Origin of the sequence: Tabrizicola fusiformis, assembly GCF_013328815.1 — a bacterium.
Classification (GTDB): Bacteria; Pseudomonadota; Alphaproteobacteria; order Rhodobacterales; family Rhodobacteraceae; genus Fuscibacter.
In genome coordinates this window covers 40,371-61,274 of sequence record NZ_JABUHN010000007.1, presented here as the reverse complement: position 1 = coordinate 61,274, position 20,904 = coordinate 40,371, and the positions used below count along the sequence as shown (strand labels likewise).

Sequence of the window (20,904 nt, the reverse complement as noted above, 5' to 3'; positions counted from 1 at the left end):
TTAAGCCTTGGTGAAAGCGGTCGAGGGAGAAGCCCCGATGTTCGGAAAACTGGAAATCACCGCCATGGCACAGTCCATGGCAGCCCATGCCGGCGACAGGATGAGCCTGATCGCAAGGAATGTGGCCAATGCCGACACGCCCGGCTATCGGGCGCTGGATATCCCCGATTTCGCGCAGGTTTATGAGGGCGGCACACTGGCCCTGCGCGCCACGCGGCCGGGGCATCTGGGCGGCGGCGGCGGCGCCGCGGCGCGGGCCTTTGCCAGCGCGGAACAGGCTTCCCCCAACGGCAATTCGGTCTCGATCGAGGCGGAGATGGTCAAGGCCGCCGGCGCCCGGCAGGAGCATGAGATGGCGCTGGCGATCTATCGCAGCACCTCCGGCATCATCCGCGCCAGCCTTGGCCGATAGGGGGCGGGGATGAGCGATCTTCTCAAGGCTCTCAGCTATTCCGCCTCGGGGATGGAGGCGCAGGCGATGCGGCTGCGCCATGTGTCCGAAAATATCTCGAACGCCGACACGCCCGGCTATCACCGCAAGCTGGTCTCCTTTGCGGAAGAGGTCGGCTCGGGTGAGGTCAGGGCAGGCAAGGTCCGGCTGGATCAGAGCCCGCTGCAGGACATTTACGACCCCGGCCATCCTCTGGCCGATGAAACAGGTCACCACGACGGCTCGAATGTCGATCTGGTGATCGAAATTGCTGACGCGCGCGAAGCGCAGCGCAGCTACGAGGCGAACCTTCGACTGTTCGATCAGGCGCGGCAGATGACGGCGGGCCTGTTCGAACTTCTTCGTAAATAGGAGACACCAGAATGGATGTCAGAACGTCCCTTGCAACCCAGACCTATGCGGCGGCCCGCCCGGCGGTGCTGCCGCAACCCGATGGCGGCGAGACGGCTCTTGCCGGTTTCGCTGCCAGCTTTGCCAGCACCCTGACCGAAGGGGAGCGCACGGCCAAGGCCGCGATGACCGGCGGCGCCGATCCCCATGCGCTGGTGCAGGCGCTGGCCGACAGCCAGCTTGCCGTCGAAACCGTGGCCACCGTCCGCGACAAGGTGGTGGAGGCTTATCAGGAAATCCTGAGGATGCCGGTATGACCGCCGAAACCCTTTATGACGTGCTGCGTCAGGGGCTTTGGGCTGCGGTGCTTATCTCGGCCCCGATGCTGGCGGTCGCGCTGGTGATGGGGGTTCTGGTCGGCCTTTTTCAGGCCCTGACCTCGGTTCAGGAAATGACGCTGACCTTCGTGCCCAAGGTGGGGGCGATGATCGCCGTCTTCTGGGTCTCGATGAGCTTCATGACCGCCACCCTTGTCAGTTTTTTCACTGACCGGCTGGTGCCGCTGATCGCAGGGGGCTCGTGATGGACAGTTCCGGCTATGTGACCCTTGCCCGCCAGTCTGGTCTGATGCGGGAAATGCAGGCGGTGGCCAATAACATTGCCAATATCTCCACCGCCGGTTTCCGGCGTGAGGGGGTGATCTTCGCCGAACATGTGGTCGCCCTGGGCGATGCGCCCTCGCTCTCGATGGCGAGCGGCGCGGCGCGGCTGGTGGACCTGAGCCAGGCCGACCTGACCGAGACCGGCGGCACTTTTGATTTCGCCATCCGGGGCGAGGGGTTCTTTCTGGTGGATACGCCCACGGGCGACCGGCTGACCCGGTCGGGTCAGTTCACCCCCGGCCCGAACGGAGAGCTGATGACCAATGACGGTTACCGCCTGCTGGATGCCGGCGGTGCGCCGGTGATCGTGCCTCCGGGCGCGACGGATGTTGCGCTGGCGCAGGATGGCACGCTTTCGGCGGGCGGGGCGCCTTTCGCGCAGATCGGCCTCTGGACCCCCGCCGATCCGGCGGCGCTGCGCCATCAGGCGGGCACGCTCTTTGAAGGGGGCGAGTTGCAGCCGGCGGCGGAGGGGGCGGTGCTGATCCAGCGGCATCTTGAGGAAAGCAACGTCGATCCGGTGACGGAAATGGCCCGCATGATCGAGGTGCAACGCGCCTACGAACTTGGTCAGGGCTTCCTCGACCGTGAGGATCAGCGGGTGCGCGGCGTCGTTCAGGCTCTGGGAAGGTAGAACAAAATGAAAGCCTTGCAGATTGCCGCCTCGGGCATGGCGGCGCAGCAGATGCGGGTGGATGTGGTGTCCAACAACCTCGCCAACATGTCCACCACCGGCTACAACGCCCGCCGCGCCGATTTCGCCGATCTGCATTACGACCAGATCGCGCGGCCCGGCAGCATCTCTGCCGCCGATGGTTCGGTGCTGCCGACGGGGGTGCAACTGGGCATGGGGGTGCGGCCCTCGGCCGTTTCGGTGGTGCTGGCGCAGGGCACACCCACCCAGACCAACGGCGATCTGGATGTCGCCATCGAGGGCAAGGGCTATCTTGAGGTGACCCTGCCCTCGGGCGGCGCGGCCTATACCCGCGATGGCGCGCTGCAACGCACGGCGGACGGGCTGATCGTGACGTCCGAGGGGTATCAGGTGGCGCCGGGGATCACGATTCCGTCTGATGCCCATTCGATTTCCATCAACGCCAATGGCGAGGTTTACGCCTATTTCGCCGATCAGGTGGACCCGCAGCAACTGGGCCAACTGACGCTGACCGGCTTTGCCAATGAAAAGGGGCTTGAGGCGATCGGCTCGAACCTCTTCGTCGAAACGCCCGCTTCGGGCAACCCGCTGACGGGCACACCGGGGCTTGAGGGGCTGGGCGTGCTGCGTCAGGGCTATCTTGAGGAAAGCAGCGTCGATGCGGTTCGTGAAGTGACCGAACTGATCAAGGCGCAGCGCGGTTATGAGCTGAACGCCAAGGTCATCACCGCCGCCGATCAGATGCTGTCGGCAACCACGGGCCTGCGCTGATGTGGCGGCTGGCGCTGATCCTGCTGCCGTTGCCCGCGTTGGCCGACAGCCTTGTGGCGACGCGGGTGATCCCGGCCCAGGCGGTGATTGCCGCCGAGGATGTCACTCTTGTCGCCGCCGATCTGCCCGGCGCGCTGGGCGATCCGGCGGCGGCCATCGGGCAAGAAACCCGGGTGGCGATTTATCCGGGCCGCGCCATCAGGGCCGCAGACCTCGGTCGTGCCGCCGTGGTAGAGCGCAATCAGGTCGTGGCGCTGGCCTATCGCGCCGGGTCTCTGACCATTCTGACCGAGGGCCGCGCGCTGAACCGCGGCGGCCCGGGTGACATCATCGAGGTGCTGAACCTCACCTCCCGCAGCAGGGTAACCGGGCAGATCGCCGCAGATGGCAGCGTGATCGTCGGTTCGCCTTCTGAGAGCCCATGAATGAAAAATCTTTTCGCAATCGTCTTTCTGCTTGCCGCCTGTGGTCGTCTTGATCAGGTGGGCCGTGCGCCCGAGTTCTCGCCGTTGGAAGGCAGCTATCAGCACCACGCCATGTATTCCACGCCGCTGCCCGAGGATGTGGCCGAAGGCGGCCCCGGTGAAGATTCGTCGCTCTGGACGGCGGGCCGGGCATCGCTCTTTGGCGACCGCCGGGCGGCGCAGCGCGGCGACATCCTCACCGTGGTGATCGAGATCGACGACAGTGCCGAGATCAAGAACTCCACCGGCCGCAGTCGCACCGGGTCCGAGAAGATGGGCACGCCCTCGCTCTTCGGCATTCCGCAGCGGATCGACGGCGATATGCCCGAGGGGGCCAGCATGGCCGAGGCGGTCGATACCAGCGGCACGTCGAGTTACAAGGGCACGGGCAATGTCTCGCGCAACGAAAAGCTGACGCTGCGGGTGGCCGCCACAGTGGTGGAGGAATTGCCCAACGGCGTGTTGCGCATCGAGGGACAGCAGGAAGTGCGGGTCAATTTCGAGCTGCGCGAGCTGATCGTGACCGGCTATGTCCGCCCAGCCGATATCTCGCGCCAGAATGAGATCACCTATGACAAGATCGCCGGCGCCCGGGTTTCCTACGGCGGGCGGGGCCAGATCACCGATGTGCAGCAGCCGCGCTATGGCCAGCAGATCGCCGATGCCCTCTTGCCGTTCTGAGGCGCCATGATCCGCAAACTCATCCCCGTTCTTCTTGCCCTCATCGGCCTTGGCATCGGCAGCGCGGCGGGGCTTTTCCTGCGCCCGGCGGGCGAGGAGCCCGCTGCGGCTTCGCCAGAAGCCGCAGCGCATGGCGAAACCGCCGGGGCCGAACCGGCCCATGCAGAGGCGGAGACCCCCCCGGAATATGTCAAGATGAACAACCAGTTCGTCATCCCGGTGCTGGAGGGCGGGCGGGTTGCCTCGATGGTGATCGTCTCGCTCAGTCTCGAGGTGGCGACGGGCAGTTCCGAACAGGTCTATTCCCGCGAGCCGAAGTTGCGCGACGCCCTCCTGCAGGTGCTGTTCGATCATGCCAATGCCGGCGGCTTTCGCGGGTCTTTCACCGATGGATCGAACCTGATCCTTTTGCGCAAGGCGCTGCTGGAAAAGGCGCGCAGCGTCATTGGTGAGGTGGTTCAGGATGTGCTGATCAGCGACATTGCCCGTCAGGACAGTTGATCCGGCGCCAGTCGTGTCAGATCGGCGCGGCGGGCAAGGGTCTTCAACGCTTCATCGCGGCCAAAGGCCCTGCGCGCGGCTTCGGTCGCGTCGATCCATTCCGCGGTCTGTCGGGCGAGAATCTGGTTCAGCGTGCGCCGCCGTTCATCTGCCCAACGCTGATAGGTTAGGGCGGCCAGCGCGGCCGCGGCCCCTTCGAGATCTCCGGCGGTGACCGGACCGCATTGCAGGCCGGCAATCTGGGCCAGGCTTTCGTCCCGTGCCGCCGCACAACGGCGCAGTTCGGACAGACGGCCATCAAGGATAACGGCGGCGATCGTGCCCAGCCGTGCCAGCGGATCTTCCTTGCTCATCGACGCTTTCCTTTCTTGCGCATGGCCTCGGCAAACCGGATCGAGGCCGCGACGGCACGGTAGTGGTCGGGGCGGATCGGCTCACCGACGCGCACCGTGGCGTGCAGGGCCCTTGCCGTGGGCGGATCGCGGTGCATCGGCACCCCGGCCAGGCTCGCACGTTCCCGAATGCGGGCGGCAAGCTCGTCCACCCCTTTGGCGACACAGATCGGCGCATGCCGGTCCGAGCGTTTCCATTTCAGCGCGACGGCGTAATGCGTGGGGTTCACCACCACCACATCCGCCGTCGCCACATCCTGCAGCATCCGGTTGGTTGCAATCTCTTGTGCCCTCTGACGTCGCTGCCCCTTTACATGGGGGTCGCCTTCACTGTCCTTGGCCTCATCCATCATTTCCTTGCGCGACATGCGGTTGCGCTGCAGATGACGCCCGCGCTGCCAGAGATAGTCGAGCCCGCCGACAGCCGCAGAAAACAGCGTGACGATGAAAAGAAAGCCCAGAACCACTTGCAGCATCAGCGCCGTCGATTGCGCGGGTGTCAGATGCGGCGACAGGAAAAGGTCCGACGCGTGCCGGACCAGAAGCCAGGTCAGCAAGGCACCGACGACCAGCATCTTCAGCACGCTTTTGGCAAAGTCGAACAGTCCGTCGGGGCCGAATTTCTGCCGGGCACTGGCAAGGGGCGAAATCCGGTTGAATTTCATCGCAAGCTTGTCCGGGGCAAAGATCAAGGCGCGCTGGGCCAGAATGGCGCCAAGAACAGCCAGCGCCGGCAGCGCGAAGAACGGCAGAACGGCCAGCCCCATCGCCTTCAGAACGCCGCCAAAAGGTGCTTGGGGCGCCTCGGCAAACCCGACCGAAAGCCGGTCGGCCTGACCCAACAGAACGGCTCCGGCGCTGCCCACGCCCTCGACCGCCCAGACCCCGGCGAGCGTCAGCGCCAGCAGCAGCCCGCCATAGCCCGCAGCCGTCGAAAGTTCGGCCGAGCGCGGAACCTCACCCCGCTTGCGCGCCTCGTCGAGGCGGCGCTGAGAGGGTTCGTGCTGCTTGTCGTCGTCTTCCTCGCTCATGGCGGCACCGTGAAAGGGGCGGTGAGAAAGCCGTTCAGCGCCTCTTGCCAGACCGACAGCAAGATCGGCGCCACCAGCGCCAGCAGCACCAGCCCCCCCGCCGAAAGCGCCGGCGCCCCCACAAAGGACACCATCAGTGCGGGCATCGCCCGGTTGATGAAGCCGAGCGCGAGGTTGTAGAGCAAGGCCGCGATGGTGAACGGCGCGGCCAGCATGAAAGCCAAGGCAAAGGCGCGGCCGGTTTCGGCCACGCCCCAGCGCGCGACATCGGCGGCGACGGGCAGACCGCCGGGCGGAAAGAGGCTGTAAGACAGGATCAGCAACTCGGCCACGCGGACATGCAGCCCGGCCATTACCGCCAGTGCCAGCCCGGCCGCCGTCAGAAGGTGGCCGGCGGCCGGCTGCGGCTCTCCCATGCCGCCGAAGATCTGCGCTAGCGACGTGGCCTGCGCGATCATGGTTCCGGCCATCTGCAGGGCCATGACCAAAAGCCGCAACCCCGCCCCGAGCATCAGGCCAACGGCGGCCTCGACCAGCAGGGCGGTCAATCCGGGTGTGGTCGGCAGATGGTCCCAGATGGCCGGGGCGGTGACGGCCGTGAACGCCAGCGTCAGAACCAGTCGCACCCGCCCGGGCACCGAATGCTCGCCAAAGGCGGGCAGCAGCGCCATCATCGCCCCGACCCGCAAGAACACCAACACGACCGGGATCAGCGCCTCGGCGCCAAACCCGGTTGCTTCTCGCAGCGTCGAGAGGAGTTCGTTCACGGTGGCACCACGCCGACCATCGCCGGGCGCGCCTCAAGCCCGATCTCTTCATAGGACAGCACCGGTGCGGTCAGCCCCTTGGCGCCCAGAACCGTGCGCAGGAAGCGCCGCCGCAGGGTCGAGGTGACCAGCGCCGGAAACGTCCCCCCCTCGGCGGCCCGGTTCAGGCGATCAGCCAGACCATTGGCAAGCTTGCTGAATTGATCGGGCGGCAGGGCGACGTCGCGCGTCCCCCGCTCCCCGTCGATCTGATAGAGCGCAAAGGTCTTTTCCCATTCCGGCGCCAGTTGGATCAGGGGAATGGTCCCGTCGGGGCGTTTCAACTCGGCCACCAGTTGAAAGCCGAGGCGATGCCGAACATGTTCGCAAACTGCCTCGGGATTGCCCAGACCACGGCCTTCGGCAATCGCCTCAAGGATCAGCGGCAGGTTGCGGATCGAAACCCGCTCCTCCAGCAAAAGCCGCAGCACGGCCAGCAGCATGTCAACCGGCACCTTCTCGGGAATCAGTTCGTCCAGCAGGCGCTTGTTGGCTTCGGCCCGGGTCGGTTCCGAAACTGCGACGAATTCATCCAACAGACGCCGCAACCCACGCAGACTCAGCAGACGGGAGAGATTGACGCGGATCATTTCAAGCAGATGGGTGGCCAGAACTTCGGGCGGGCTGACCACAGTCAGACCTCGCAGCACGGCAAGCTCTTGATCATCCGCGCGAATCCAGCGGGCCGGGGCGCCATAGACCGGCTCGCGCACATCCTCCCCGGGGGGGGCTTCGATGCCGTCGGCCAGAAGGCAAAGCGCGCGGTCCGGCATCAGGCGGTCGCGCACCCGCTCAACCCCCTGCACCCGGATCCGATAGGTTCCGGCAGGCAGCGCAGCCTCATCCGTCAGCCGGATCTCGGGCAGGATAAGGCCGAAAGCGGCGGCGACATGGCTGCGCATATTGGTGATCCGCGCTTCAAGCCCGGTGGCCGGATCAAGTGCCATCGAGACGAGGTTGGGGGCAAACTCGATATGAATCTCATCGAAATCAAGCACATCCCCGATGGGCTTGCGTTTGGGCGGCTCCGCCGCCGTCTCGTCTGGGGCGATGGCCCCTTGTCCGGCGCGGCGCCCCGCGCGCCAAGCCAGATAGCCCAGGGCCGCCGCGCCCGTCATGAAGGGCAGGAAAGGCATCCCGGGCACCAGTGCGAACAGAGCCATCAGCACGGCAACCGTTCCGAGCGCGCCCGGATAGCGGCCAAGCTGCGCGAAGAATGACACATCCGCTGCCCCTGTGCCGCCGCCCCGCGACAGCAGAAGCGCTGCCGCGACCGAGATGATCACGGCGGGAATCTGGCTGACCAACCCGTCGCCAACGGTCAGAATGGCATAGGTTTCAAAGGCTTGACCAATCGGCATCCCATGGACGGCGACCCCCATCACCAGACCCATCACGATGTTCAGCGCGGTGATGAGCAGGCCGGCAACCGCATCGCCCTTGACGAATTTCGAGGCCCCGTCGAGCGAGCCGAAAAAATTCGTCTCGGCCAGTTCGCGTTCGCGCCGCGCCTTGGCCTCGGCATGGCTGATGGCGCCCGCCGACATGTCGGCGTCGATCGCCAGTTGCTTGCCCGGCATCCCGTCCAGCGCAAATCGCGCGCCCACCTCCGCCATGCGGCCCGCGCCCTTGGTGATCACCACGAAATTGACGATCAGCAGCACGCAGAACACCACCACGCCCAGCAAGAGATTGCCGCCCATGATGAAATCGGCAAACCCTTCAATGACATGGCCTGCCGCATCGGTGCCTGTGTGCCCCTGCCCGATGATCAGTTTGGTCGAGGACACGTTGAGCGACAGCCGCAGCATCAGCGAGGCCAGAAGGATGGTCGGAAAGGCAGAAAAATCCAGCGGACGTTCGATGAACAGCGTCACCGTCAGCATCAGGATCGCCAGAGCGAAGGACAGGGCAAGGCCAAGGTCCAGCGCCCATGCGGGCACCGGCAGCACCATCATCCCGATCACGGCCATCAGGGCGAGGGCGAGCAGGATCGTCGGGCGAAACAGGGTGGCGGCGGTAAACCCCTGCATGGCTCAGGATCCGGTGCCAAAAAGCGGGATTGCCCCGTCGCGCCCCGGCACGAGCGAGCCGGGACTGCCCGCCCGCCCGGGTTGCAGCAAGGGAAACAGATTCGGGCGCGGCAGCGCCGGTTCGACCGCAGGCAAGGGTTCGGCTGCGGCAAGAACCGTTTCAACCCTTGCGACATAGGCTTCGGCAAGGCCGGGGCTGCGGGAGTGATAGGCCGCAACAGCCGCAACCCAACTGCCGGTTTCGTCATGGAGCCGGCTGAGAAAGCGGGCGGCGTAATCCGCGTTCTGCACCGGGTCGAACATGTCGTCGAGCGAGGCGAAGTTTTCGGCGTGCCAGCGGATATTCAACTGAAAACAGCCGATATCCATGTTCTGACGCCCTTCCTCCAGAGCGGTTTGGGCCATCGTGACGGCGTTTTCGCGGGTCTCGGGCCAAAAGCCTTCGCCCCCCATGTTGATCGCCCAAGGCCATGGCGTGAGCGTTCCGCCCTGATCGCGGCCGGTTTCAACCCGGGTGATCGCCAGCATCACCGGTTCGGGCACGCCATGGATCAATGCGGCCTGACGGGCCGCGATGTCGCAGGTCTCGGCCGGTTCGGCTATGGCAGCCCCTGCGGCCAGAACCGGCAGGGCAAGACAGCAAAGGCGCATGGGTTTCACCCGGTTCAAGAGGCCGTTCGGGCCCGTTCTTTTGATCCTAGAGCGCGAATCTTTCGAAAAGGTAAGCGGATCAGGGGGCTGCAATGCCGGGCAGCGGCGTTTCCGCCAGCAGCGCCGAAACAGCGGCGCGGGTGCTGCTTGCGGCTTCGGTAAGGCGATGCCCGTTTGCGAGAGGGCCTTCTGCCGCAGCCGGCTCGGCTGGGGGCCTCAGCGCATCCTGAGCCAGAATCTGCCAGGTCGAAGGCGCGCTGTCGGCGACAGAGGCCCAATCACCGGCGCGGGCAAGGGTTCGGGTCGCATCCTCATCCTGCCCGGTCGAACGGAGCGTCGCTGCGGCGTCCGCAGCTGCGCCAAGCCGGTTCAACGCTTCCAGACGCAGGCTTTGTGCTTCGGAATCCTGCCGCCCGGCCAGATTGCGCAAGGCTGCGCGGGGATCATCCCTTGCAAGATCAACCCTTGCCTGCAAGAGCGGGTCCGCAGTCTGGGCCGCCGCAAGCCAGAGCGCCGCAGCATCGGCAAAACCAAGGTCCATCAGGCGGCGCGCCAGAGCTTCACGGGTTGCAACGGTTGCCGAAGGTGTCGCCCCTTGCGGCAGGATGGCCAGATCGAGCAATTGACCGTCCGTTCCAAGGCCCGCCAGCAACAACCAAAGCACAGGTTCGACATCGGGTGTTTCGGGCAGCGCCGCAAAAGCCCCTGCCGGATCGCCCGAGGCGGCGCGGGCCAGCGTCAGGGCGCGGCGAAAGGTCGGGGCCGCGTCGGTTCCGGCCCGCTCGGCCAGCGACGCCTCCAGCGCGGGCACCATCGCCGGGTCCACCGGCAGCCCCTGTCGCGCCCGCAACTCGACCAGAGCGGTCATCGCATCGGCGGTTTCCGGTCCGGGTTGGTCGATCAGGCTGCGGATATGGGCTTCGGCCGCGGCAGAATCGCCTGTTTGGGCGGCCAGATCGGCCTGCATCAGGGCAATCTCGCCGCCCTGTTCCTCTCCGGCGCGCAGGATCGCGTCCTGAACGGCGCGGGCGCTTTCAGTATCCCCCAACGCCAGAAAGCGTTCCGCCAGAGGTGGCCCAAGGTGGCGCCGCAAATGCAGCGGCAGTTCGGAAAAGGCCAGACGGACCGCTGCGGCGTTCACGATTTCGCCGGGCGCGATGCGCGGCTGGGCGAGAAACGACCACAGCGCCGTCGGGCCGTCGCAGGCCATCTGGCCGACAAGGACGGCCCCCTCCACGGGGGCCCCATCAAGGATCAACGCGAGTTCTCTCCACAGGTCGGCCTCTTCCCCCTGTTGCGCGAAGGCTGCCAGTGCCTGCCTGACCTCGGCGCCAAAGCCGAGGAAAAGCAGGAAACGGATGGCGCGCGCCAAGGCTTCCGGCTCTGTCCGGTCAAATTCGCCGGTCAAGCCGGACATGGCAGGCCCCCATTGCACGGCGACGGGGGCATCGGTGCCCCATTGCGCGAAGGCGAGCCGCTCATCGGCGACACAAGCCTGCCCTTCGGCGCCCAGCTCTGGCCGGACCGAGCCGGCCGGCCCCATCGCCATTTCGGGTCCGCCGGCGATTCGGACCTGGGCCGAGGCAAAATCAGGCAGTCGGGCGCCGCCGGGTGCGGTGGAGGGCTGGATCATGTCAACGACGCCCTGCGCGGCGCCTCGGCTCAACTGTTGCAGCAAGATGTCGCGCAGCGGCGCGAGGCCCGCCGTGTCGTTGATGTGCAATGACGGAGCCGCGGTCTCCTCTGGCGCGTTCAATGCCAGATCAAGCCAGTCATAGGGCTTGGTCGCGGTTGCTGGCCGCGCGCGCGGCCGCACGATGCCGGGAGCAGCCAAGTCCGGGGCAGGGCCGCCCTCAAGCGCCAGTTCGAAGGACGATCCTTTGGGCGGTGGCCCGTCGCGCAGGTCGATCACCACGATTCCCGGTCGGAATTCGAAGGGCAAGGCGTGACAGGCGCAGGCGATGCCAAGACGAAGGTTGCCCGTCTGCGGATCGGGCCAGACCGCGGCAAGCCGCGAGCGGCCGATCAGATTGAAGATGCCGCGCAGATCATAGGCCGGCGTGGCGCCACCGATGGTCATTTCATAGCCGTCTGCGCTGCGTCCCAGACGCCAGTCAACCGGCGTGCCAAAGTCGAATACCAGCCGCGTGAACCCCTCATGCTCGCCCGAGGTGACGGTGATGGGACGGGCGGTGGCCGTTCCGCCGCAGCAAAGCGCCATCAGCAGGAGCAAAGCGCGGATCATGCCGCCTCCTGCTTGAGGCCGCGCAGCGCCTCTTCCAGATCGCCGAAGGTGGGGCGGACATGGTGCGGGGTGTTCTGGCGCCCCACCTCGATGCAGATATTGGCCGGATGGCGGTGCAGGTTGGCGACCAGAACCTCACGGATAAGCTGGTAGAAATGGGCATCCTCTTCGACCACCGATTTCACCCGCGCGGCAAAAGGCCCCATGATGCCATAGGCCAGAAACACCCCCAGAAACGTGCCGACCAGCGCCGAACCGATCATCTGCCCAAGAATCTCGGGCGGCTGATCCAGCGAGCCCATGGTCTTGATCACCCCCAGAACTGCCGCGACGATGCCCAGGGCGGGCAGGGCATCGGCCATGGATTGCAGGGCGTGGCTGGAATGCAGCGCATGGGTCTGTGTCGCCTCCATCCGCTTGTCCAGGATCTCTTCGACCTGATGCGGATCGTCATAATTCATTGAGGCGGCGCGCATGGTGTCGCAGATCAGGTCAACCGCCTCATGGTCATGCTGGATCGCCGCATAGCGGGCGAAGATCGCCGATTCCCCAGGCTTTTCAATATGCTCCTCAAGCCCGACGGGGTTGGTGCGGGCAAGGCGGATCAGTTCAAAGAGCAGGCAGAGCAGGTCGCGGTAGTCGGCGGGCTTCCATTTCACGCCCTTGAACACCTTGCCCATGTCGCGCAGCGTGTGTTTGACCGAAGGCAGGTCGTTCGACACCAGAAAGGCCCCGACGGCCGCACCGCCGATCATGATCATCTCGAAGGGTAGGGCGTGCAGGATCGGTTCCAGATTGCCGCCGTGAATCACGAATCCGCCGAAGACCATCACGAGGATGACCACGATTCCGACGATTCCGAACATCTTGCACTCTCCTTTTGCTGAGACGAGCCTCGCAGCGCGGGGTTAAGAAAACCTCAGCAGAGGTCAGCTTTTCGGGGCGCGGGCGTTGCGCCCTGCGATCAGGGCCGAAATGGCATAAGCCTTGTCCGGCGCCATGCCCGACAGAATGGCGGCGGCGGCACCGGGCTGCATCCGCGCCAGAAACCCTGCGGCGAAATCGGGCGACATCGTTCCGAACAGGGCGGCGGCATCGGCGGGCTTCATCGCCTCATAGACCGCGGTCAGCCGGACAAGATCTTTTTCCGCCGCGCCATCGGCAATCGCCAGCACCTGCTTGAGGTCATCTTCGGCGGTCTTCAGTTCATCGAGCCGGTGCGTCACCGCGAGATCGGCCAGCTCCAGGGCTGCCTTGCGGTCGGCCAGCGCGGTTTCGGCCGCGGCGACCTTTGCCTCTCGCGCGGAAAGGGCGGCGGCAAGCGCCTCGGGCGGGGCGGGGCAGGCGGCCGGCGCTTCGGCGGTGGGGGTATGTCCGACCTCGGCCAGGGCCCGGCCCACACCATCGCCAAGACGCAAGGCGCCCGATGCGGCCAGAAACAGGGCAAGAATCACCAAGGCCCCGCGGCCCATGCGCGGCCGTTTCATTCGGCAGCCTCCACCTCGGCCCTGCGCCGGCGCAGAACGCGCAACCGCCGGTCGGCTTCGGCACTGGCCGGTGGCGCGCCGGCAGCCGGCGCTTCTGCTTCGGGCAGGTCATGCAGCGCGGCCACCAGAAGCTCCAGCCGCGCCGATACCGCCTCGGCGCGCAGGGTCAGTGCCTCAAGCCCGCTTGCCGAGCCGCTGGCGGCGCCCTGCGCCTTTTCCAGCGCCCGGGTCATGTCATCGACCTGCGCCGACAGCACCGCAATCGCCCCGCCCATGCCGGTTTCCAGCGTGGCGAACCGCTTGAGCCGCCCGGCCAGCACATAGCAATAGAGCGCGGCGCCAAAGGCCCCCGCTGCCATCAGGATATCTGCAATAATCGCCATCGCTTGCCCCTAGTTCAGCACGAATTCTGTGATCAGAAGATCGCGCACCCGGCCCTCTCCGGTGACGATCTGAATGCGGCGCAGCATCTGGGAGCGGATTCGCACCAGAGCGGCCGGGTCCTCCATGACCTTGGCATCCAGCGCGCGCAGATAGCCGTTCATCACATCAATGATGCGCGGCAAGAGCAGCGTGACCTCGGCGACATGCGGACCATTCGCCTCGATCTGCGAGGCAAAGCGCAGGTGCCGGTTCGCCCCCCCGGGGCCTAGCGAGATGATCAGCGGCTCAACCGGAACAAAGGCAATATCGGGCAGGTCGGCGACCTCTGCCACGGCCTCCGCATGGCCACCGCCAGGAATCAGGCCGGACCAGGTGGCATAAAAGCCGCCGCCGCCCAAAAGCACGGCCAGACCCGCGCCGATCAGCAAGGGTTTTTTCGATTTCCTCGGTTCCGCCTCTGGCGGCGAGTCGGATTCGGCCACGGCAATTCTCCGTCATCTTCGAGAACGAAAATAGATCGAAGGTCACTAACCGATTGTTAAGACGGCTGCGCGAAAGCTGGGCTGTGGTCAGAAGACCGCGAGATTCCCGGGTCTGAGATCCGGCAAAGGATGCAGGCAGATGGTGCAGAACCTCTTGGCAATCTGGAACGGGCTTGATGCAAAGCGGCGGGTGATCGTTGCGGGAGCGACGGTGGCGGTCTTTGTGGCGGTTCTCCTCTTGTCGCGGATGGCGGCAAGCCCCGGAATGGCCCTGCTCTATTCGGGGCTTGAGGGGGCAGCGGCCGGGGATGTGATCGCAGCACTTGAGCAGCGGGGCGTTCCGCATGAGGTGCGCGGCGCCTCCATCTGGGTGGACGAATCGCAGCGCGACACCCTGCGGATGGTGCTGGCGGCAGAGGGGCTGCCGGCGAATTCCGGCGTGGGATACGAACTGCTGGACGGGCTGACCGGATTTGGCACCACATCGCAGATGTTCGATGCCGCCTATTGGCGCGCCAAGGAGGGGGAGCTTGCCCGCACCGTCCTTGCCAATCCGCAGATTCGCGCGGCGCGGGTGCATATCGGGCAGGCGGCCAACCAGCCGTTCCAGAGCGGCGCGGCGCTGACGGCCAGCATCACGGTGACCACCGCTTCGGGCAGCCTGCCCGAAGTGCAGGCCCGGGCCCTGCGCCATCTGGTCGCCGCCGCCGTTCCGGGCCTTGTTCCCGAAGCGGTGGCGGTGATCGACACCGTTGGCGGGTTAATCGCGGGCGAAGATGCGGCCGAGCGTCCTGATACCGCCGCCGCTGCCCGCGCCGCCGAGATTCGCGGTAATGTCGAGCGTTTGCTTGCAGCGCGGGTCGGCGCCGGCAAGGCGGTGGTCGAAGTGGCCGTCGATCTGGTGACCGAGCGCGAGCAGATTACCGAGCGCAAGTTCGATCCGCAGGGCCGCGTCGCCATTTCATCCGAAACCGAAGAGCGCAGCGGTTCCTCCACCGATCCGGGTGGCGATGTGACGGTCGCCTCGAACCTTCCGGCGGGTGATGCCGCGGGGGGGGCGGGCAAAAGCCAGAACAGCGAAAGCAAGGAGCGGGTGAACTACGAAGTCTCGGAAACCCAACGCGAATTGCTGCGCAGCCCCGGCGCGGTCCGCAGGCTTTCGGTGGCAGTTCTGGTCGATGGGCAGACGGTGACGGCGGCCGATGGCACGGTTTCGCAACAGCCCCGGCCCGAGGAGGAACTCGCGGTTCTGCGCGAACTGGTGGCCTCGGCCGTCGGGCTTGATGAGGCGCGGGGCGATGTTCTGACGCTCAAGTCACTGGCCTTCATGCCGCTGCCCCCCGGTGAGATCGTGGAGGCCGGACTGCCGGCGCAGATGGGGCCGATAGATTTGATGTCGGCCATCCAGATTGCTGTGCTGGCGCTGGTGGCGCTGATCCTGGGGTTGTTCGTGCTGCGGCCCTTGCTGCTGAACGGTGCGCGCGCGCCTGCGGCGCTGCCAGCCCCGGCGCCGCTTCTGGCGCTGCCGGGCATCCCGGGCGAGGAACCCCGCGTGCTGACCGGGGTGATCGACGACGGGCCCGCTCTGGTTCCGGGCGAGGCTTTGCCGCCCGATCCGGTCGCCCGCCTGCGCCGTCTGATCGAGGAACGTCAGGCGGAATCGGTTGAAATCCTGCGCGGCTGGATGGAACTGGAAGAGGAGCGGAGCTGATGGCGCTGCGTCTGGAAGTCTTTGAAACTGCCGCGGAAACTGATCGGCCCGACGTGCTGGTCACCGATACCGGCCATCTGGAAGAGGCCAAGCTTGCCTCGTTCGAGGCTGGCTACAGCGCAGGCTGGGAGGATGCCGCAGCGGCACTTTCCGAAGAGCAGAACCGGATCCGTGCCGATCTGGCCCGCAATCTGCAGGGGCTGGCCTTCACCTATCATGAGGCGCGCGACCATGTGCTGCGCGCCCTTGAACCGCTTTTGAAAGAGATGGTTGCCCGCCTTCTGCCGACCCTTGCCCGGGAAACGCTGGGCCAACTGGTTGTCGAAACCCTGCGCCCGATGGCGGCAGAGCGGGCCGGCGCGCCGCTGACGCTGGTGATCAACCCGGTCTCGCGCCGGGCGGTGGAGCTGGTTCTGGCGGAAAACGCCGGGTTGCCGCTCGAGATCGAGGAAGAACCCAGTCTGGGCGAGGGGCAGGCCTATCTGCGCTTTGCCACTTCGGAAACCCGCATCGACCTTGACCGCGCCATTACCGAGATCATCGCGGCGGTGCGCGACTTTTTTGCCCTGTCCCGAAAGGAGGCGCCAAATGGATGACCCCGCCGATAGCAACCCCTTCGCCCATGTTCCGATTGAGGTGATGATCTCGGTCGGTCGCGCCCGGCCGCTGGTGCGCGACCTGTTGCGGCTGGGCCGCGATGCCGTGTTGCCGCTGGACCGGCGGGTCGATGATCTGGTGGAGCTTTACGTCGGAGACCGCCTGATCGCCCGCGGCGAGCTGCAGGAGCTTGAGGGGGAACCGGCAGGTCAGCTTGCGGTCCGCCTCACCGAAGTCGCCAATCTGCGGGGCGGATTGTGAAGCGGGCGCTGGTTCTGGCGGTGGCGGTGAGCCTGATCGCCGCTCCGGCGCTGGCGCAGAACCTGTCGCTCGATCTGGGGGGGGAGGGCAGCCTCGCCGCCCGCTCGATCCAGCTTCTGCTCTTGGTGACGGTGTTGGGGCTTGTGCCGGGGCTGGCGGTGACCATCACCTGTTTTCCCTTCATCGTCACCGTGTTGTCGATCCTGCGGCAGGCCATCGGGCTGCAGCAATCGCCGCCGAACATGCTGATAGTCAGTCTGGCGCTGTTTCTCACATGGTTCGTGATGGACCCGGTTTTCACCGAAGCCTGGCTGCGTGGGCTGGAGCCTTTGAGCAACGGCACGATGGATGTGCAGCAGGCCATTCCCGCTGCCATCGCGCCGTTCCGCGCCTTCATGGCCGCCCGCCTTGACCCGGAAACCTTTGCCGCGTTGCAAGCCTTGCGACCCGGCCCGGCCCCGCCGATTGCCGAGGCGCCGCTTTCGGTGATGGTGCCGTCCTTTGTTCTGTCGGAAATCCAGCGTGCCTTCGAGATCGGCTTTCTGATCTATCTGCCCTTCCTGATCATCGACCTCGTGACCTCGGCCGTGCTGATGTCGATGGGGATGATGATGGTTTCGCCCGCGGTGGTGTCGCTGCCGTTCAAGCTGGCGTTCTTTGTGGTGGCGGATGGGTGGACGCTGATTTCGGGCGCTTTGGTGCGCAGCTATATGTAGTGGGGCGCGGCATCGCTGCCGCGCCCGTTCAGTTCACCACGAACTCGGCATGAAGCGCGCCCGCGGCGTTGATGCTTTTCAGGATGTCGATCATGTCATGCGGTGCGACCCCCAGGGCGTTCAGCCCCGCCACCACTTCGGACAGCGAGGTGCCCCCCCGGATTTCCGCCAGTCCGGTCCCCGGCTCGGTCTGCAGATCGACAGTGCTTTGCGGCACGACCACGGTTTCACCTTCCGCAAAGGGGTTGGGCTGCACCACGGTTGCATTCTCTTCGATCCGCAGGGTCAGGTTGCCCTGCGCCACGGCGACACGGCTGATGCGGACATCTTCGCCCATCACGATGGTGCCCGACCGCTGATCGACCACCACGCGCGCCCGGGTCTGCGGCTCGACCGCGATGTTCTCGACCCGGGCGATTACATGCGCAGGAGAGTTGGAGCCGGTTGCCGCAATGTTCAGTGTCACCGTTCCGGCATCCAGCATCAGCGCGCTGCCACGGCCAAGTTCCTGGTTGATCGCCCGCTCGATCAGGGCGGCGGTGGTGAAATCGGGGCTGCGCAAGGCCAGCCGCAGTTCGCGCAGGCCGGTGAAATCGAACTCGACCTCACGTTCGACCCGGGCGCCTGCCGGGATGCTGCCGGCGGTGGGCACGCCCTGGACAACCCGCGCCGCCTGTCCCTCGGCGCTGATGCCGCCGGCGATGATTGTGCCCTGGGCCACGGCATAGATCTGCCCGTCGGCGCCGTTCAGCGGCGTCATCACCAAAGTCCCGCCCAGCAGGCTCTTGGCATCGCCGATGGCCGAAACGGTCACATCGAACTGTCCGCCAGCCCGGGCAAAGGGCGGCAGCGCGGCGGTAACGAAGACGGCCGCCACGTTCTTGGGGCGGAACTCTTCGCCGGTGACATTGACGCCCAAGCGTTCAAGCAGATTGGCCATCATCTCTTCGGTGAAGGGCGCGTTGCGCAGCCCGTCGCCGGTGCCGTTCAGCCCGACGACAAGGCCATAGCCGACAAGATCATTGCCGCGCACCCCGTCAAAAGCGACCAGATCCTTGATCCGCACCGGGCCGCCGCAAGCGGGCCAGGCGATGAACAGTGCCAGAACGGCGGCCATCGGACGCAGCATCAGATATACTCCGCAAGGCTGAGGCGCGACAGGCGCGCGGTAAGGGCAAAGAGCAGGTCCAGACGGGCCTCGGCATCCTGCAGCCGGGTCGCGGCGTCATAGCCATCGACCCCCAGAAGGTCGTTGCGGCCGATGCCAAGGGCGCTGGCCTCGGCGGCGTTGCGGGTTGTGGCATCGGCAATCCGCGCCTCGGTCGCACCAAGCCGGGCCGAGAGATAGGTCAAGCCGGTCTGCGCCGCGGTGAGCGACTGCCCCGCCCTGCCGGCAAGGTCGCGGCGCGCTTCGGGCTGGCCCGCGAAAAGGCCGCGGTCCAGCAAGGCGCCAAGGGCAAGCCCGGTCATCGCCGCGCGCAGGGCCGGGTCATTTGCCGTCACGTCGGGGGCGGCGCTTTCGCCTTCGGCCACGGGAATGGCGGCAAGGGCGGCCCCGCCCAGATAGCCGTTGCTGCCATAGCCCGCCGGATCATCGAACCAGGCGGCGACGGTCGCGGACACCTCGTCAACCGTTTGCGCCCCGGCCGTCAGGGCCTCAAGCCCGGTCAGAAGGGTTTCGGCATCGGTCACCGCGGCCCCGGCAATAGCCTGTCCGGCAAAAAGGCTGCGGTCGCCGAGCCTTGTGTTCAGCGTGGTCAGCATCGTCTCAAACCCTTGCCGCGCCGTCAGTGCCGCCGCATCGACCTGCGCGGTATTGGCCATTCCGGTGGCGGGCAAAAGTGCCCCTGCCGCCGTTTGCACCAGATCGGCAATCACGCCCAGACCGGCCTGTGTCGCCGTGGTCTGCAAGGTCAGTTCGGTGGTCGCCGTCTTGTAGGCGGCAAGGCGTGCAAGACTGGCGTCAAGGGCGGTGATGCCCGCCAGATTGCCCGAAAGATGCCGCGCGGTGTCGCTGGCCAGACCTGTCGTCACCTCGCCGGTGAGGCGGGTGATCTCGGTCTTGGTGGCGGTGGTGTGGCGGCGCAGCAAGGTGGTGTGGGCCATGTCGCCATAGCTGATCTGAACCATCTACATCTCCATCAGCTTGTCGATCATCTGCCCGATGATCTGGATGACCTTGGCATTGGCGGCATAAGCCTGTTCGACCATGAGCAGCGATTGCAGTTCGAAATCGGTATCGACGCCGCCTGCCTCTTCCTCTTGCACAAGGGCTTCGCTGCGGGCGGAGGAAAAGCTGGCCTCCGCCTCGGCCCCCAGCCGCGATGCCGCGACCGACGAGACGATCTCGCCCTGCAGCGCGGAAAAGCTGCGGTCGGCGGCCATGAACCCGCCCGAAGCGGTGGCGCGGCGTTCGGTCAGCGCGGCCTGCAGATCGACCAGAAGCTGCGCATTGCCGCCCGCCCCGGCGCTGCCCGCGCCGATACCGTCGCGCAGCCGCCAAAGCGCGCCGCCGCGCGCCGGATCGACGGCGGCATTCACGCCCAGCCGCTGCGCCAGCCCGGTTTCGGCCAGCGGATCGAAAGCGCTGCCATTGTCGGTGAAAAGCCCCGCAGCGCCCGGGGACAGGCTGGGGTCGAGGCCGCTGTCCGAGAACCGCTCCACCAGATCGCGGGCCAAGGCATCAAGCTGGGTCTGGCTTTCGACCGCCAGCGTGTCGCGCAACTGGAACTGTGCCGCCATCGCGCCGCCGGCAATCGGGCTGTTGGCGCCGCTCAATGCGACCGGACGACCGTTGAGCGTGAGGCCCGAAAGCTCCCCCTCTGCCAGACAGGTATCGGGGCCGATGGCGGCGGTCCGCGAAAAGCCGAACTGTGCCGCCGGCCCCTCGACCAGAGCGGCGCCGTTCAGCGCGTAAAGCGCCACCTGACCGAATTCGCGCTGAACCTCGCGGACGGGCAGAATGGCTGCGATGCTGTCGATCACCTGCTGGCGCTGATCCATCAGGGCAGAGGCATCGGTGTTGCCGCCGGCATGGCCGCGAATCTGGCCATTCAGGTCCGAGACGCGGCGCAGCGCAGCGTTGAGCTGCGTGACCTGATCGGCGATGGTGCCATCGGCGCGCTGGCGCAACTCTTGCACCGCATCCGCGGCATCGGAAATCTGCTGCGTCAACGCATCTGCGGCCTGCACCGCTGCGTCCAGCCGGGCAGAACTGCCGGGATTGGCCGCGGCGGCAAGCAGCGCGCTGTCAAAGGCATCAATCCGGCTGCCGATGGACACCGCGCTGTCGGTCGTGCCGATGGCGCTTTCCAGACTGCGGTAATAGGCGGCGCGCACCGCATCGCCCCCCGTCGCGGCCTGCGCTATGCGGCGGTCGCCGATCAGGACCATATCGCTCTCGCGCCGCACTCCGACGACCCGCACCCCCTGTCCCACCGACCCGATCGAGCGGGCCTCGGTCACCAGTTCGCGGCGGCCATAGCCCTTGGTTGCGGCATTGGCGATGTTGTTCGAGATCACCTCGACATTGCGGCTTGCGGCGTTGAGGCCGGAAATGGCGCTGGCCAGACTGCCTGAGATTGTCATTCATG

The 20,904-nt window shown here is 66.2% G+C and carries 26 protein-coding genes; 13 read left to right on the top strand and 13 right to left on the bottom strand.

Features of this window, described 5'->3' with window-relative positions:
* Positions 1-37: 37 nt before the first annotated feature.
* Genes HS053_RS12320 through HS053_RS12280 form a run of 9 tightly spaced genes read left to right on the top strand, consistent with a single transcriptional unit; the run spans position 38 to position 4,515 of the window.
* On the top strand, positions 38-412 hold the full coding sequence (locus tag HS053_RS12320; RefSeq protein ID WP_174211553.1) for a FlgB family protein: 375 nt from the start codon (positions 38-40) through the stop codon (positions 410-412).
* A gap of 9 nt (positions 413-421) precedes the next feature.
* Entirely contained in the window at positions 422-802 is a 381-nt protein-coding gene (flgC, locus tag HS053_RS12315; protein WP_174211552.1) for a flagellar basal body rod protein FlgC, read from the top strand.
* Between the two features lie 11 nt (positions 803-813).
* Entirely contained in the window at positions 814-1,098 is a 285-nt protein-coding gene (gene fliE, locus HS053_RS12310) for a flagellar hook-basal body complex protein FliE (protein WP_174211551.1), read from the top strand.
* The gene (locus HS053_RS12305) at positions 1,095-1,364 is read left to right on the top strand and encodes a flagellar biosynthetic protein FliQ (RefSeq protein ID WP_174211550.1); all 270 of its coding nucleotides are present in this window, start codon (positions 1,095-1,097) and stop codon (positions 1,362-1,364) included. The genes fliE and HS053_RS12305 overlap by 4 nt, the downstream gene beginning before the upstream one ends.
* Positions 1,364-2,077, top strand: coding sequence for a flagellar hook-basal body complex protein (locus HS053_RS12300; protein WP_174211549.1), 714 nt, complete (start codon positions 1,364-1,366; stop codon positions 2,075-2,077). The genes HS053_RS12305 and HS053_RS12300 overlap by 1 nt, the downstream gene beginning before the upstream one ends.
* Before the next feature lie 6 nt (positions 2,078-2,083).
* On the top strand, positions 2,084-2,869 hold the full coding sequence (flgG, locus tag HS053_RS12295) for a flagellar basal-body rod protein FlgG (protein WP_174211548.1): 786 nt from the start codon (positions 2,084-2,086) through the stop codon (positions 2,867-2,869).
* Entirely contained in the window at positions 2,869-3,294 is a 426-nt protein-coding gene (flgA, locus tag HS053_RS12290; RefSeq protein WP_174211547.1) for a flagellar basal body P-ring formation chaperone FlgA, read from the top strand. Before flgG ends, flgA begins: the two co-directional genes overlap by 1 nt.
* Positions 3,295-4,014 carry a flagellar basal body L-ring protein FlgH gene (gene flgH, locus HS053_RS12285; RefSeq protein ID WP_174211546.1) on the top strand — a complete coding sequence of 240 codons (720 nt, stop codon included), beginning with the start codon at positions 3,295-3,297 and terminating at the stop codon, positions 4,012-4,014. It abuts the gene before it with no gap.
* 6 nt (positions 4,015-4,020) lie between these two features.
* Positions 4,021-4,515, top strand: a complete 495-nt coding sequence (locus HS053_RS12280; protein ID WP_174211545.1) for a flagellar basal body-associated FliL family protein — start codon at positions 4,021-4,023, stop codon at positions 4,513-4,515.
* On the opposite strand, the gene HS053_RS12275 is transcribed toward HS053_RS12280, so the two are convergent.
* The 10 genes from HS053_RS12275 to HS053_RS12230 all read right to left on the bottom strand — a co-directional run bounded on the left by HS053_RS12275 (position 4,503) and on the right by HS053_RS12230 (position 14,026).
* Positions 4,503-4,868, bottom strand: a complete 366-nt coding sequence (locus HS053_RS12275; protein WP_174211544.1) for a hypothetical protein — start codon at positions 4,866-4,868, stop codon at positions 4,503-4,505. The two genes, HS053_RS12280 and HS053_RS12275, sit on opposite strands and share 13 nt — an antisense overlap.
* Positions 4,865-5,938: an EscU/YscU/HrcU family type III secretion system export apparatus switch protein gene (locus HS053_RS12270; RefSeq protein ID WP_174211543.1), complete on the bottom strand. Its 1,074-nt coding sequence runs from the start codon at positions 5,936-5,938 to the stop codon at positions 4,865-4,867. The genes HS053_RS12275 and HS053_RS12270 overlap by 4 nt, the downstream gene beginning before the upstream one ends.
* Positions 5,935-6,705 (bottom strand): flagellar biosynthetic protein FliR, encoded by a 771-nt coding sequence (locus tag HS053_RS12265; RefSeq protein ID WP_174211542.1) that lies wholly within the window; start codon positions 6,703-6,705, stop codon positions 5,935-5,937. The genes HS053_RS12270 and HS053_RS12265 overlap by 4 nt, the downstream gene beginning before the upstream one ends.
* Positions 6,702-8,777 (bottom strand): flagellar biosynthesis protein FlhA, encoded by a 2,076-nt coding sequence (gene flhA, locus HS053_RS12260; protein ID WP_174211541.1) that lies wholly within the window; start codon positions 8,775-8,777, stop codon positions 6,702-6,704. Before flhA ends, HS053_RS12265 begins: the two co-directional genes overlap by 4 nt.
* A gap of 3 nt (positions 8,778-8,780) precedes the next feature.
* Positions 8,781-9,428, bottom strand: coding sequence for a transglycosylase SLT domain-containing protein (locus HS053_RS12255; RefSeq protein WP_174211540.1), 648 nt, complete (start codon positions 9,426-9,428; stop codon positions 8,781-8,783).
* A 79-nt stretch (positions 9,429-9,507) separates the two neighbouring features.
* Complete coding sequence (locus HS053_RS12250) at positions 9,508-11,673, bottom strand: tetratricopeptide repeat protein (RefSeq protein WP_174211539.1); 2,166 nt, start codon at positions 11,671-11,673, stop codon at positions 9,508-9,510.
* Positions 11,670-12,539 (bottom strand): flagellar motor stator protein MotA, encoded by an 870-nt coding sequence (gene motA, locus HS053_RS12245; protein ID WP_174211538.1) that lies wholly within the window; start codon positions 12,537-12,539, stop codon positions 11,670-11,672. Before motA ends, HS053_RS12250 begins: the two co-directional genes overlap by 4 nt.
* Before the next feature lie 63 nt (positions 12,540-12,602).
* Positions 12,603-13,160, bottom strand: a complete 558-nt coding sequence (locus HS053_RS12240) for a MotE family protein (protein WP_174211537.1) — start codon at positions 13,158-13,160, stop codon at positions 12,603-12,605.
* Entirely contained in the window at positions 13,157-13,543 is a 387-nt protein-coding gene (locus HS053_RS12235) for a hypothetical protein (RefSeq protein ID WP_174211536.1), read from the bottom strand. Before HS053_RS12235 ends, HS053_RS12240 begins: the two co-directional genes overlap by 4 nt.
* A gap of 9 nt (positions 13,544-13,552) precedes the next feature.
* A complete protein-coding gene (locus HS053_RS12230) occupies positions 13,553-14,026 on the bottom strand; it encodes a flagellar basal body-associated FliL family protein (RefSeq protein WP_174211535.1) in 474 nt (157 codons plus the stop codon).
* 139 nt (positions 14,027-14,165) lie between these two features.
* Between HS053_RS12230 and fliF the strand changes: the two genes are divergently transcribed.
* The 4 genes from fliF to fliP are packed head-to-tail and all read left to right on the top strand — an operon-like array spanning position 14,166 to position 17,311.
* The gene (fliF, locus tag HS053_RS12225) at positions 14,166-15,737 is read left to right on the top strand and encodes a flagellar basal-body MS-ring/collar protein FliF (protein ID WP_174211534.1); all 1,572 of its coding nucleotides are present in this window, start codon (positions 14,166-14,168) and stop codon (positions 15,735-15,737) included.
* Positions 15,737-16,333 carry a FliH/SctL family protein gene (locus tag HS053_RS12220; RefSeq protein ID WP_174211533.1) on the top strand — a complete coding sequence of 199 codons (597 nt, stop codon included), beginning with the start codon at positions 15,737-15,739 and terminating at the stop codon, positions 16,331-16,333. Before fliF ends, HS053_RS12220 begins: the two co-directional genes overlap by 1 nt.
* Positions 16,326-16,595 carry a FliM/FliN family flagellar motor switch protein gene (locus tag HS053_RS12215; RefSeq protein WP_174211532.1) on the top strand — a complete coding sequence of 90 codons (270 nt, stop codon included), beginning with the start codon at positions 16,326-16,328 and terminating at the stop codon, positions 16,593-16,595. Before HS053_RS12220 ends, HS053_RS12215 begins: the two co-directional genes overlap by 8 nt.
* Positions 16,592-17,311: a flagellar type III secretion system pore protein FliP gene (gene fliP / locus HS053_RS12210; protein ID WP_174211531.1), complete on the top strand. Its 720-nt coding sequence runs from the start codon at positions 16,592-16,594 to the stop codon at positions 17,309-17,311. The genes HS053_RS12215 and fliP overlap by 4 nt, the downstream gene beginning before the upstream one ends.
* A 28-nt stretch (positions 17,312-17,339) precedes the next feature.
* On the opposite strand, the gene HS053_RS12205 is transcribed toward fliP, so the two are convergent.
* Genes HS053_RS12205 through flgK form a run of 3 tightly spaced genes read right to left on the bottom strand, consistent with a single transcriptional unit; the run spans position 17,340 to position 20,899 of the window.
* Positions 17,340-18,428: a flagellar basal body P-ring protein FlgI gene (locus HS053_RS12205; RefSeq protein ID WP_241699855.1), complete on the bottom strand. Its 1,089-nt coding sequence runs from the start codon at positions 18,426-18,428 to the stop codon at positions 17,340-17,342.
* A gap of 11 nt (positions 18,429-18,439) precedes the next feature.
* Positions 18,440-19,441 carry a flagellin gene (locus HS053_RS12200; RefSeq protein WP_174211529.1) on the bottom strand — a complete coding sequence of 334 codons (1,002 nt, stop codon included), beginning with the start codon at positions 19,439-19,441 and terminating at the stop codon, positions 18,440-18,442.
* Positions 19,442-20,899 (bottom strand): flagellar hook-associated protein FlgK, encoded by a 1,458-nt coding sequence (flgK, locus tag HS053_RS12195; protein WP_174211528.1) that lies wholly within the window; start codon positions 20,897-20,899, stop codon positions 19,442-19,444. It abuts the gene before it with no gap.
* Positions 20,900-20,904 lie beyond the last annotated feature (5 nt).

Excerpts from the sequence above, each read along its gene's own strand:
- HS053_RS12320 (WP_174211553.1), top strand. The coding sequence starts at position 38 with ATGTTCGGAAAACTGGAAATCACCGCCATGGCACAGTCCATGGCAGCC.
- flgC (WP_174211552.1), top strand. The coding sequence starts at position 422 with ATGAGCGATCTTCTCAAGGCTCTCAGCTATTCCGCCTCGGGGATGGAG.
- fliE (WP_174211551.1), top strand. The coding sequence starts at position 814 with ATGGATGTCAGAACGTCCCTTGCAACCCAGACCTATGCGGCGGCCCGC.
- HS053_RS12305 (WP_174211550.1), top strand. The coding sequence starts at position 1,095 with ATGACCGCCGAAACCCTTTATGACGTGCTGCGTCAGGGGCTTTGGGCT.
- HS053_RS12300 (WP_174211549.1), top strand. The coding sequence starts at position 1,364 with ATGGACAGTTCCGGCTATGTGACCCTTGCCCGCCAGTCTGGTCTGATG.
- flgG (WP_174211548.1), top strand. The coding sequence starts at position 2,084 with ATGAAAGCCTTGCAGATTGCCGCCTCGGGCATGGCGGCGCAGCAGATG.
- flgA (WP_174211547.1), top strand. The coding sequence starts at position 2,869 with ATGTGGCGGCTGGCGCTGATCCTGCTGCCGTTGCCCGCGTTGGCCGAC.
- flgH (WP_174211546.1), top strand. The coding sequence starts at position 3,295 with ATGAAAAATCTTTTCGCAATCGTCTTTCTGCTTGCCGCCTGTGGTCGT.
- HS053_RS12280 (WP_174211545.1), top strand. The coding sequence starts at position 4,021 with ATGATCCGCAAACTCATCCCCGTTCTTCTTGCCCTCATCGGCCTTGGC.
- HS053_RS12275 (WP_174211544.1), bottom strand. The coding sequence starts at position 4,868 with ATGAGCAAGGAAGATCCGCTGGCACGGCTGGGCACGATCGCCGCCGTT.
- HS053_RS12270 (WP_174211543.1), bottom strand. The coding sequence starts at position 5,938 with ATGAGCGAGGAAGACGACGACAAGCAGCACGAACCCTCTCAGCGCCGC.
- flhA (WP_174211541.1), bottom strand. The coding sequence starts at position 8,777 with ATGCAGGGGTTTACCGCCGCCACCCTGTTTCGCCCGACGATCCTGCTC.
- HS053_RS12255 (WP_174211540.1), bottom strand. The coding sequence starts at position 9,428 with ATGCGCCTTTGCTGTCTTGCCCTGCCGGTTCTGGCCGCAGGGGCTGCC.
- HS053_RS12250 (WP_174211539.1), bottom strand. The coding sequence starts at position 11,673 with ATGATCCGCGCTTTGCTCCTGCTGATGGCGCTTTGCTGCGGCGGAACG.
- motA (WP_174211538.1), bottom strand. The coding sequence starts at position 12,539 with ATGTTCGGAATCGTCGGAATCGTGGTCATCCTCGTGATGGTCTTCGGC.
- HS053_RS12240 (WP_174211537.1), bottom strand. The coding sequence starts at position 13,160 with ATGAAACGGCCGCGCATGGGCCGCGGGGCCTTGGTGATTCTTGCCCTG.
- HS053_RS12235 (WP_174211536.1), bottom strand. The coding sequence starts at position 13,543 with ATGGCGATTATTGCAGATATCCTGATGGCAGCGGGGGCCTTTGGCGCC.
- fliF (WP_174211534.1), top strand. The coding sequence starts at position 14,166 with ATGGTGCAGAACCTCTTGGCAATCTGGAACGGGCTTGATGCAAAGCGG.
- HS053_RS12220 (WP_174211533.1), top strand. The coding sequence starts at position 15,737 with ATGGCGCTGCGTCTGGAAGTCTTTGAAACTGCCGCGGAAACTGATCGG.
- HS053_RS12215 (WP_174211532.1), top strand. The coding sequence starts at position 16,326 with ATGGATGACCCCGCCGATAGCAACCCCTTCGCCCATGTTCCGATTGAG.
- HS053_RS12205 (WP_241699855.1), bottom strand. The coding sequence starts at position 18,428 with ATGGCCGCCGTTCTGGCACTGTTCATCGCCTGGCCCGCTTGCGGCGGC.
- HS053_RS12200 (WP_174211529.1), bottom strand. The coding sequence starts at position 19,441 with ATGGTTCAGATCAGCTATGGCGACATGGCCCACACCACCTTGCTGCGC.
- flgK (WP_174211528.1), bottom strand. The coding sequence starts at position 20,899 with ATGACAATCTCAGGCAGTCTGGCCAGCGCCATTTCCGGCCTCAACGCC.